The following is a 10,922-nucleotide window of genomic DNA, read 5'->3' as shown; positions in this document are numbered from 1 at the left end:
TGTTTTCACGCGCAAAGTTGTGTGGTTGCGCTACGCGCAACCCACAAGATATGCTTAGTTAATTGAAGTAAAAAAAATACTTGCTATATAAATGCTTGTTTTAAAGTAAAAGCAAAAATAAATGCTTCTATCTTCAATAGAAATCCATCAAATGTGACTGCATGAATTGACTTGGGAAAAAGGTAAGTGATAGCACTGAAAATAGTCTCTATATAATGCCTGGTATGTTGCTTAATATAATGATTCCACGGCTCGTCTTGACGCTGAGAATTCTTTTTTCGCATAACTTTCAAGTTAATTTGACTAGTTATTTTTAAGTCATCTTCTGCTGTATAATCCGTGTATGCAGAGTCACCATACACTTCACTCCCTGGTGGCAAATTTAATGGCAGTGCATTTAACGCTCTTGAATCATTAGCACTACCAGGCATAAATACGAACTCAACAGGAATACCACTTTTAGTAGTTAAAAGTTGAACTCTAACTCCATAAAAATAGCGTTTCTTTGATGCAATATAACCTCTATAATCTTCCGACTTAATTAGTTTGACATTAAAAATACGGATATTGTCGCACATTGGTACGGGAAAAGAATCTAAAAGATATTCAGTACAATCACTAGTCTCCTTTAGTATCATACCTATTTGATGAAATAAGTCATTTATTAACATCGAAATACCGTGTAATCTTCTATTAAATCGTGATTTATCTAACATATTGGGAATAAGATTATGCTCTTTCATGTAGCAACAAGCCTTGCTATGATTACCATAGAAAAACATTGCTGCAATTAGTGCCGTTGTCATAATTTCTGCATCACTCATATTTCTACGGCAATCATCATGATGACCAATTGCTTTAAGTAAGTCATCAGTGATAGCATAAACAGTAATTATTTCGTTTAACATATTCCCCTCCGTTTTTTTCTTCTTGGAGGGGATTTTATTATAAATTGTGACGCGACACGCCAGCGCGAAGCGCTGGCGAAGAGTAACTAGCAACTTGGGTTAGTATCAGCTTTAAACCCCTTCAAGAAGGAAAGCACGGTGGAAAAATCCGGATTTTAGATAGTCAAAATCAAACAATCGAAACCATTTCCCTCCAGGGGATAGCCGAAAAATCCCTATCATCACCGGAAATTTCCAGTCCCCCTCCCCTGACAATAATGATTGAGGAACCCCTCCCATCTCCTCCAGACACACCAATCCCCCCTCGCAGAACTAAGATACCCCAACCCCAATTACCTGTTTTTTCTCCACCAACTGATACCAATCCCTTGACACCACCCACCATCACCCCAGAAGCAACAGAAATACCAGAAACCCAAACACCACAACCCGCACCCATCGCAACCCCTGAATTTACACCTCTTCCACCCCAATTTATTCCCCCCACCCCCCAACCACCCACATCTTCTCTTCCCTCACCAACTGTCACACCAGAAAGTATGCCAATCCCCGCATTCACCATCAAATCTATTCCCAGTCAAGTGGAAAATAACTAGGTAAACAGGGAGTAGTTTTAACCCTGCGGATTCCGCTTTTGCTTGGGTTTGAAAAAACTACAGATACAAGGTTTCTGAGTTTTTATACACTTGTTTGTTTGCACTTTCTGGAACTAAAATACTCTCTACAGGTTGCAAGATATAAAGACACAATATATCGCGTCTTTACTTTAGTATTTTCAGCAAGCCCTAGGTAGGTACTTCAAATCCATAGACACAAGTAATCCAAAATCCAAAATCCAAAATGGTATTACTTTTTTGCTTGGGTTAAAATCAGGGCAAACCAACCTTTCTCATCAGTCCAAACTTGAGTCGTTTTCAAACCATGACCCATCAAAGTCATTTGAATTTGATTTAAATCAAATTTACGGGATATTTCCGTATGCAAAGTTTCATCCCGTGCAAAACTTACTTGGAGATTTAACTTCCGTAATTGCACAGTCTGGGGTCGTTTACTGCGCAAGTGCATTTCAATCTGGTTTTCTTCCTGATTATAAAATGCCCAATGTTCAAAATTATCTAAATCAAAATTACCATCAAATCGATAGTTCAAATGAGCTAGCATATTTAAATTAAAAGCAACCGTCACACCTTGACTATCATTGTAAGCAGCTTCTAGTATATGCTGCGGCTTTTGCAAATCCACTCCCAACAGAAAATATTCATCCTCTGCTAAAGCAGCTTGAATCTGGGATAGAAATACATGACATTTTTCGGGATTTAAATTACCCAGGGTACTACCAATAAACATCATCATCCGATTTGGTAAACTTTTAATCGGTAGGTGGGATAGAGCTTCTTCGTAGGTTCCGACTAAAGCATCCACGTACAATGTGGGATAATCCAATAGTAGTTGTCTTGCACTACTTTCCAAAATTCCTGCACTTACATCCACTGGTAAGTAATGTAGTGGGAGTTTTTTCTTGGCATACGCATCCAGGATAATTCGAGTTTTAGTAGAACTACCACTTCCTAATTCAATGATTTCACATTTACCAGTAATTTCCGCAATTTCATGGGCACAATGAGCCAGGATTTGTGTTTCTGTGCGTGTTAAATAATACTCTGGCAAACCACAAATTTCCTCAAAGAGTTCGGAACCTTTATCATCATAAAAGTATTGTGGTGGAAGATTTTTTGGAGTCTGATTTAGACCTTGAATTACATCTATACCTTGCAGAATATTACCAAGATAATTGGCACTATGAAGATATTTCAGTTTCAAGCGATGCTCAATATTTTTATACCCATTTTTTTGTAGTGGGAGTATGGTCATTTCGCCTCCAAAAAAACCTGCTGATAATGATCAAGCTTAAAAGACATAACTTATGCACAGACTACCTATTTATGGCATTAGAACCTAAGCAAGTAATCTCAAAAGCTAATTTCTACGTCACAAGTGCGTCAGTTATAACAATAGTTAAAAACTATCATAAGAACAGAAGGGGACTTATGAAAACATAACTTGGGGTGAAATTAAAAAATTCAATTTTGTGGTATTATCTAATGGCTTAATATCTCAATTGCGAAAATCACTTGGTCGTTCTGTCATGAGAAAGTGTTCAATAAAAAAGCTTGTTGAAGTATAGGAATATATAAATGTATTTTTATTGACAACTAATAAGCTATTTTTACTGAAAAATAATCATGGTTTGAGAAATTAGCATTATGTATCAATTAAATCATCTATTTTTCAGTAGTATTGCCAATAAAATAACCGATGCAACCAGCTTTGCATCGGTGATCAATTCGGGGATAGGACTATGATGTTTAGAATGATTGAATAATGGTGGAATCCTGGTTTATTATTGATCAATAGCTCCTCTATTTTTCGTTTCTAAGTAGTTGTGGCTCTAGCTGAAAAAGTATTAGTATAGATTGCTAAAGCGCAACTACGTGCCTTTCACACTCACCAAAATAAGCTGGTAGAGTAGGAGTAGTTTTACATTTATCTCAAAGATTGTGGTTCACGCAAAAGCTGAAGCTTGTGGTTTCGCAAAAATCATTCTTCCAGCTGAAGTTTGTAAAGCACTGGTGACAACTACTCGAATTTCACCACCGACAAAACTGCTTCCTTCTTCTACCACAACCATTGTTCCATCATCGAGGTATCCTACTCCTTGACTTGGTTCCTTACCTTCCTTGAGGATTTTTAAATCGATATTATCTCCAGGTAAATAGGAAGGACGGACAGCATTGACCAAATCATTCACGTTCATCACAGGAACTTTCTGGACGCTAGCCACTTTGGACAAGTTATAATCATTTGTTAACAATGTGGCATTGATTTCTTGGGCAAATCGCACTAATTTGGCATCTACGGTAGCAATATCTTCGTAATCAGAAGAATTAATGACAATTCGTTCGGGATAACTTTCCTTGATGCGGTTGAGAATTTCTAGTCCCCGTCTTCCCCGGACTCGTTTTTGGTCTTTACTTGCGTCTGCAACTTGTTGTAACTCTTGCAAAACAAATTGGGGGACGATGATTTGTCCTTCTAAAAAACCTGTCTCTAACAATGCTTCAATTCGGCCATCGATAATACAACTGGTGTCAAGTACCTTAGTACTGGCTGGCTTCAGGGTTCCTTCAACCACCATTGTTTCCATTGTATTCGGGCTAAAAAGGCGTAATAAACCGCGACCGTGGGTATCAGCCAAGTTCATACCTGTATAGGCAAGAACAATACTACCAACAACGGCGACAAGGGGTTTAATGAAACTAAAATCAACGGGAATTGGGAGGAGAAACAGGGGTGCGAGCATCAGGTTGGCGATTAACAAGCCGACAATTAAACCTATTGCGCGGGTGACAATTGCTTCTGGTGGCAGTTCACGAACCTGTGCTTCCAAGCGACGGTATTCGGTTTGGAAGCGTAAGCCAACTGCACCACCGATAATAGCGGCAAATACAGCAACTACAAACCTTAATGCATCGAGATTGGAAACCCCTGCTAAAGCATCATCAGGTAAGAATTCGGTACTAAAGAAACCGATTCCAGCTGCTGCCAAGATGAATGAGATGATAATGACGGCATCAAGCATGGTAATGTTGTGTTCCTACAACTGTTTTTTGCAGAAAATTAGCTCAAAAAACGCGAATATATCCAATTTGGTTCATCAATTGAGTTTAGTTGATAACATCTACAAGGTATGAGCATATAATTTCTGGCCATAATTAGGCATTATAGCTTGTTTGGATTTTAGATTTTGGATTGGAGAGTGTAGAGGTTTACCTGGATTTTGGCAAAGTGAGTTATGAGTAGTATCGGATTGATTTTCTTTCTGAAATGAGGGGGTAGGGAGTAGGGAAAAATACTTTCGGATGTTTTTGGTGTCAGCATTACGTGAGGGTTACTCCTATTCGACTGACGCTTACTGCTAAAGCCTACCTACCACTTCTTAGAATCAGAAGCAAGTTTTTGGGATTTGCTCCCAATCCAAATGGGAGAATGGGGGTTTAGTCCATAGGTGGGTGTGTCGGCGATGTATCACCAAGATACTATCGGGAAATGGTCTTAAAAGTCTGCTATTTTCATGATTTTTTAGGCAAAGTAATGTAATTTAATTTTTTGTGAGAATGGGTAGTTTAACCAGTATTTTTGGGATTCCAAGTTCTGCGTACATACATATTCCGTTTTGTCGGCGAAGATGTTTTTATTGTGATTTCCCAATTTTCGTGGTTGGTGATACCCGTCGGGGTGAGAATTTTAACCCGATTTCTGAATATGTGGAGCGGTTATGTGATGAAATCTTGATAACACCAGCTTTTAGTCAAGCTTTGCAGACAATTTTTTTTGGTGGTGGTACACCGTCACTGTTGTCGGTGGAACAGTTAGAACGGGTACTCAACACACTTAGGGTCAAATTTGGCATTGGGGAGGGTGCGGAAATTTCGATGGAAATAGATCCGGGAACCTTTGATTTGGAGCATATTCAGGGATATCGAGAGCAAGGGATTACACGGGTGAGTTTGGGTGTGCAAGCCTTTCAAGATCAACTTCTAGAAAAATGCGGGCGATCGCATCGGGTTGATGATATATTCACAGCAGTGGATTTGGTGCGTCAAGTTGGGTTTCCGGAGTTAAGTATTGATTTGATTTCCGGTTTACCCCATCAGACTGTGGATATTTGGTATGAATCCCTAGTACAAGCAATTCAACTAGAACCAACCCATATCTCTATTTATGACTTGACCATCGAAGCAGGGACAGTTTTTGGTCGTTATTTTCGACCGGGAGATAAACCTTTGCCTAGTGACGAAACCACAGCCCAAATGTATCGGTTGGCGCAACAAACCTTAACATCTGCTGGTTACGAACATTACGAAATCTCAAATTATGCCAAACCCGGTCATCAATGTCGTCATAATCGGGTTTACTGGGAAAATCGTTCCTATTATGGGTTGGGGATGGGTGCTGCTAGCTATGTGGATGGAAAACGCTTTACGCGTCCCCGCAAAACGAAGGATTATTATCAATGGTTGGATGCAGGAGCAATTATTGATTGTGAGATCACCTCTTCTGAGGATTTTTTATTGGAAACTTTGATGTTAGGCTTGCGTTTGGCTGATGGTTTATCCCTAGAAGCATTGACGGCAAATTTTGGTACATCGACGGTTAATCGAATCTTGGAAATTTTAGAATTATATGTAAAACCTGGTTGGGTGGAGATATCTGAGCAGTGTATACGTTTACAAGACCCTGAAGGTTTTTTGTTCTCTAATGTGGTGTTAACGGAATTATTTACCCAATTAGAAAATCCCTAAATCGGGGGTCGGGTATGGGGGGAGACGCGACATGTTGCGTTTGTACAGAAAGCCTTCTCCTAGACCTGCATTTCTCACAGAACCCTAAAACTCATGGGGATAGTCCGTAGAAGGAAAATCAATCCGTTACTCAAGGCTTACAACTTACTCGTGAGAAATCCAGGTAGAGTAGGTTTGTACGTAACCAAATAAGAAAATAGCTCATTACTACTCCCTACTTCCCTGGAGACGACCCGATGGGTCGTCTCTACTCCCCATTTTCAAACTAGAATTGAAATAAAAACGCCCAGGAATGACGGTATTGTCACAGATTCGGCTAAACTAAATCTTGGTTTATTGCATTGTTTTGTAGTTGGCATGGAAATAGGACAAAGAGTTAAAGTATATCGGTTGCGCGATCGCGTCTCTAATGCAGTTGCTCAACGTTTAGGCAAAACTGGTATCATTCAGGATTTTAAAATGACTGATGGTAGTGGTGTCGGTGCGGTGGTGCTGTTTGATGATAACTTTTCCACCTGGTTTTTTGAGGATGAATTGAAGTTGGTTTAAAGCCTCATTTCTCCCAAACCTTTAGGATTTAAAGGGAGTGGGGAGTCGGGAATCAGGGGAAAATAATCCCGCTCCCCCATCCCTACCACTCACCTGTGAAAAACTGAGGTAAAACACTTTATATCCAGTCAGTCCCCCATGTCGCTTGGACATAGCCAAACAGGAAAATAGTTCATTCCTGCTCCCAACTCCCTCTGTATCAAGCGAGTGTTAGGCTAAGGTAGACTATATTGTCCTCTATTATCTAGCTATTTGGTAGATACGGCTGTCTGATGTTGGGGTTGTTATTTTAACTTACGTTCTGGGAAATGACTACACAATCAGTGATTCTGTATTCCATTCTGTGTAACAGTGAAAAATTAATTGTCCACAATGACAATGGGATATTCGCTCTGGTTGACAGTCCCCAATCCTCTAAACTCCGTACAATTAGACTGCTGTTTCTACATAGCTAGGAAGATTCGGATGCTAAATTTATTAAATAATTGATAATTCGTAATTACGAGTTACGAATTACGAATTACGAATTATAAATTAGGTTAAAGATAATGGCGCTGATACTAACATTTTTAGGTAAAGGTGAATCGGCACGCACACAAATTGCGATCGCGTCGGCAAAAAAGTTTGCCCAACAGGGAAAGCAGGTACTAATTATCGGAAATGGGGAATTGGGTTTGTCGTCGGTGTTAAATAGGACTCTGACCACCGAACCCCAGGAAGTTTCACCCAATTTGCAAGCGGTGCAGTTACAAACTGCGGTTTTACTGGAAAAAATCTGGGACGATATTAAAAAGTTGGAAGCCCAGTATTTGAAGACACCTTTTTTGAAGGATGTTTACGGTCAGGAATTAGCGGTGGTTCCGGGGATGGATGGCGCTCTAGCATTGAATGCAATTCGTCAATATGAGGAAAGTGGTAAATACGATGTGATTGTGTTTGACGGTACGGGTGATACCAGTATGTTGCGGATGTTTGGTTTACCGGAGTCCCTGAGTTGGTATGTACGTCGTTTCCGTCAGGTGATTGTGGGGTCGGAGTTAGGTAAAAATATTGCCGAATCTCCCCTAATTCAGCCCCTAATCAGCACTTTTTTTAATGTAAACTGGACAGCAGACAATTTTGCCCAACCCACCAACTTGGTGAATGAATTTCTCGATCGAGGTAAAAATGCGATCGCTGACCCCCGTCACACCGCGGCTTTTTTAGTCACTGGAACCACACCCAACGAAATCGCCATTGCCAAATACCTCTGGGGAAGCGCTCAACAGGTGGGATTGACGGTGGGAGGTACAATAGTCATGGGGGAAGTTGCAGATAGCCTCAAGGACGAATTTAACCCCATTCCCGTCACTAGTATTCCCAACGGTAACCAGGAACCAGATAGCATAATTGATAAATTACCAGATTTTGTCGCCCAAGCGATCGCAGCCCCCCGTCCCACCGAAATTGATTTGAGTCACAAACAGGTAAAGGTGTTCTTACCCGGATTCGACAAAAAACAAGTCAAACTCACCCAATACGGTCCCGAAGTCACCATCGAAGCAGGAGACCAACGTCGCAATATTTTCCTTCCTCCCCCCCTCAACGGTAAACCTGTCACCGGTGCGAAGTTTAATAACCAATATTTGTTAATCTCTTTTTAAGGAGATGGGAGAATAGGATATAGGAGACATTTTGAATGAATAGGTAGGTGCAATTAACATAAAACCGCAACACAACCGTTCATTCGTCGTAGAGACGACCCGTCGGGTCGTCTCTACTCCTTAATCGAAAATCCAAAATCTAAATAATCCAAAATCTAAAATCGAAAATCCAAAATCAATCAATTCATGTCGGAAACACCCATTACCTCTAATTCAGAAACAGAAGTATCCCGTAGCGCCAAAACCCGTCAATTACTAGGGATGAAAGGCGCAAATACGGGTGATACATCGATTTGGAAAATTCGCCTCCAATTGATGAAACCGATTACCTGGATACCCTTGATTTGGGGTGTGATTTGTGGTGCGGCTTCATCTGGTGAATTTACCTGGACTTTAGAAAATGTTTTAAAATCGGCTACCTGCATGTTACTGGCAGGACCACTGATGACCGGTTATACCCAAACCCTCAATGAATACTATGACCGGGAAATTGATGCCATTAACGAACCCTACCGACCTATCCCTTCCGGTGCGATCGCCCTTCCCCAGGTGATTACCCAAATAATCGTTTTGTTACTGGGGGGAATCGGTTTGGCTTTTGTCCTTGACCAATGGGCTGGCCACGAATTTCCCACTGTCACGGTGATAGCTATTTTAGGTACTTTTATCGCCTATATCTATTCCGCCCCCCCCCTCAAACTGAAACAAAACGGTTGGCTGGGAACCTATGCGTTAGGTTCTAGTTACATTGCCCTACCCTGGTGTACAGGTCATGCCCTATTTGGTGAATTAAACTGGAAGGTTGTAGTTTTAACCGTGATTTACAGCTTTGCTGGTTTAGGTATCGCCATTGTTAATGATTTTAAAAGTATCGAAGGCGACAAACAACTGGGGTTAAAATCCTTACCTGTGATGTTCGGCGTACAAACAGCTGCTTGGATTTGTGTAATTATGATTGACACCTTCCAAGCCCTGATTGCGGGTTATTTAATTTACATTCATGAGAATCTTTACGCTGCCATCGTGTTGTTGTTAATCATTCCCCAAATCACTTTTCAGGATATGTATTTCCTCCGTAATCCCCTGGAAAATGATGTTAAATATCAAGCCAGCGCCCAGCCCTTCTTGGTTTTAGGGATGTTGGTTGTTGGTTTAGCCCTGGGACACGCGGGAATTTAAAATCATGAAATGTGTGTGAGAAACAGGAAAAATCTCTGACCTGGGGGGGATTATTAAAAAATACTAAAGAGGATAGGATGCAGGATTAAAATCAAGAATCTGATATACAAAATCAGGTATTCCTATTAGACTCGCTATCCATGCATTACCGTCCCAGTATTTTTGCATTCACCACTGTTTTGCTAACTAGTGTTAATCTGTGTTGGGGGATTTATGCTAATGCCCAAAAGCCCCCAATATCAGCCAAATCGCAGCAAACAACAGCCTTAACTGTCAATAAAAACCCTCTGCAATATACTTTTAAAAGACATATTTGGGATGTTTCTACCCTAGTATTTAGTCCTGATGCGAACAAACTAATTAGTGGTAGTTTTGATGAAACAATCCAAATTTGGGATTTAAAGCAAGGGAAATTATTACAAAGTTTACCGGGACACAAAGATGGTGTTAATGCTGTTGTGATTAGTCGCAATGGTAAAACCTTAGTTACTGCGGGTGGTACTGCGGAAAATCGTACTGATACCAAAATTCAGGTGTGGAATATTGGTAACGCTTCTCAGGTAAATAATTCTCAAAAATCCAGCAACCGTAATCGCTCCATCCGCAAACTTCATACCCTCACTGGACATACCCAAGGAATAACTGGTTTAGCGATTTCCCCCGATGGTCAAACCCTATTTAGCGCAAGTTACGACAAAAGCATTAAACAATGGGATTTAACCACAGGTAAACTAATCCGTAATCTAGTAAATCATGGTCATGGAATCCGAGCGATCGCACTTGCAAATGATGGTAGAACCTTAGTGGGTGCTAGTAACACAAAAGTCCGAGTTTGGGATGCAAAAACAGGAAATCCCATCCGAACCCTGACAGCAACTCCCGATTCCGTTGAATTTATCGGTTTTACCCCCGATTCCCAAACTTTGATTGCAGGAAGTGAAACCACAATTCAAGTTTGGAACGCACAAACCTACCAACCATTACAAACCATTACTTCCCCCTGGATAGAAGGATTTAAAGCCTTCGCAATCCATCCCCAAAGGAAAACCCTTGCAACGACCTCTTTAAATAATTCTGTGGAAATTTGGGATTTGACCACAGGAAAACTATCCCAAACGGTTATTCCAGCAGCAAATCATCACCACTTCGATCAAATTTATCCCAGTAGTATTCAATTTAGTCCAGACGGGAATCATCTAGCAATCGGATACGGTGGTAGTGCATACCTACGCAATTTCCCCATTCATCTCCGTCGGCTTTAATGATTCATAATTACGAAT

General features: G+C 40.6%; 9 protein-coding genes. 5 read left to right on the top strand and 4 right to left on the bottom strand.

Going from position 1 to position 10,922, the window contains the following annotated elements; genetic code table 11:
• Positions 1-83: 83 nt before the first annotated feature.
• From CDC37_RS10490 to CDC37_RS10475, 4 genes are all read right to left on the bottom strand, one after another.
• On the bottom strand, positions 84-908 hold the full coding sequence (locus tag CDC37_RS10490) for an IS982 family transposase (protein ID WP_096621153.1): 825 nt from the start codon (positions 906-908) through the stop codon (positions 84-86).
• Between the two features lie 169 nt (positions 909-1,077).
• Positions 1,078-1,470, bottom strand: a complete 393-nt coding sequence (locus CDC37_RS10485) for a hypothetical protein (protein ID WP_096621793.1) — start codon at positions 1,468-1,470, stop codon at positions 1,078-1,080.
• Between the two features lie 284 nt (positions 1,471-1,754).
• The gene (egtD, locus tag CDC37_RS10480; RefSeq protein WP_096621791.1) at positions 1,755-2,780 is read right to left on the bottom strand and encodes an L-histidine N(alpha)-methyltransferase; all 1,026 of its coding nucleotides are present in this window, start codon (positions 2,778-2,780) and stop codon (positions 1,755-1,757) included.
• A gap of 691 nt (positions 2,781-3,471) precedes the next feature.
• Entirely contained in the window at positions 3,472-4,548 is a 1,077-nt protein-coding gene (locus tag CDC37_RS10475) for a PIN/TRAM domain-containing protein (RefSeq protein WP_096621789.1), read from the bottom strand.
• A gap of 535 nt (positions 4,549-5,083) precedes the next feature.
• On the opposite strand from CDC37_RS10475, the gene hemW reads away from it, so the two are divergent.
• From hemW to CDC37_RS10450, 5 genes are all read left to right on the top strand, one after another.
• On the top strand, positions 5,084-6,271 hold the full coding sequence (hemW, locus tag CDC37_RS10470) for a radical SAM family heme chaperone HemW (protein WP_096621787.1): 1,188 nt from the start codon (positions 5,084-5,086) through the stop codon (positions 6,269-6,271).
• A gap of 357 nt (positions 6,272-6,628) precedes the next feature.
• A complete protein-coding gene (gene petP / locus CDC37_RS10465; RefSeq protein ID WP_096621786.1) occupies positions 6,629-6,820 on the top strand; it encodes a cytochrome b6f subunit PetP in 192 nt (63 codons plus the stop codon).
• Between the two features lie 548 nt (positions 6,821-7,368).
• A complete protein-coding gene (locus CDC37_RS10460) occupies positions 7,369-8,463 on the top strand; it encodes a Get3/ArsA fold putative tail anchor-mediating ATPase NosAFP (RefSeq protein ID WP_096621784.1) in 1,095 nt (364 codons plus the stop codon).
• A gap of 186 nt (positions 8,464-8,649) precedes the next feature.
• Positions 8,650-9,642: a chlorophyll synthase ChlG gene (chlG, locus tag CDC37_RS10455; protein WP_096621783.1), complete on the top strand. Its 993-nt coding sequence runs from the start codon at positions 8,650-8,652 to the stop codon at positions 9,640-9,642.
• A gap of 140 nt (positions 9,643-9,782) precedes the next feature.
• Complete coding sequence (locus tag CDC37_RS10450) at positions 9,783-10,904, top strand: WD40 repeat domain-containing protein (protein ID WP_096621781.1); 1,122 nt, start codon at positions 9,783-9,785, stop codon at positions 10,902-10,904.
• Positions 10,905-10,922 lie beyond the last annotated feature (18 nt).

The organism is Calothrix sp. NIES-3974, from assembly GCF_002368395.1.
Lineage (GTDB): Bacteria > Cyanobacteriota > Cyanobacteriia > Cyanobacteriales > Nostocaceae > NIES-3974.
This window is presented reverse-complemented; position numbering and strand designations above follow the sequence as displayed.

What these genes read in the sequence shown, in the direction of transcription:
- CDC37_RS10490 (WP_096621153.1), bottom strand. Translation starts at nt 908, where the DNA reads ATGTTAAACGAAATAATTACTGTTTATGCTATCACTGATGACTTACTT.
- CDC37_RS10485 (WP_096621793.1), bottom strand. Translation starts at nt 1,470, where the DNA reads ATGGTGAATGCGGGGATTGGCATACTTTCTGGTGTGACAGTTGGTGAG.
- egtD (WP_096621791.1), bottom strand. Translation starts at nt 2,780, where the DNA reads ATGACCATACTCCCACTACAAAAAAATGGGTATAAAAATATTGAGCAT.
- chlG (WP_096621783.1), top strand. Translation starts at nt 8,650, where the DNA reads ATGTCGGAAACACCCATTACCTCTAATTCAGAAACAGAAGTATCCCGT.
- petP (WP_096621786.1), top strand. Translation starts at nt 6,629, where the DNA reads ATGGAAATAGGACAAAGAGTTAAAGTATATCGGTTGCGCGATCGCGTC.
- hemW (WP_096621787.1), top strand. Translation starts at nt 5,084, where the DNA reads ATGGGTAGTTTAACCAGTATTTTTGGGATTCCAAGTTCTGCGTACATA.
- CDC37_RS10450 (WP_096621781.1), top strand. Translation starts at nt 9,783, where the DNA reads ATGCATTACCGTCCCAGTATTTTTGCATTCACCACTGTTTTGCTAACT.
- CDC37_RS10475 (WP_096621789.1), bottom strand. Translation starts at nt 4,548, where the DNA reads ATGCTTGATGCCGTCATTATCATCTCATTCATCTTGGCAGCAGCTGGA.
- CDC37_RS10460 (WP_096621784.1), top strand. Translation starts at nt 7,369, where the DNA reads ATGGCGCTGATACTAACATTTTTAGGTAAAGGTGAATCGGCACGCACA.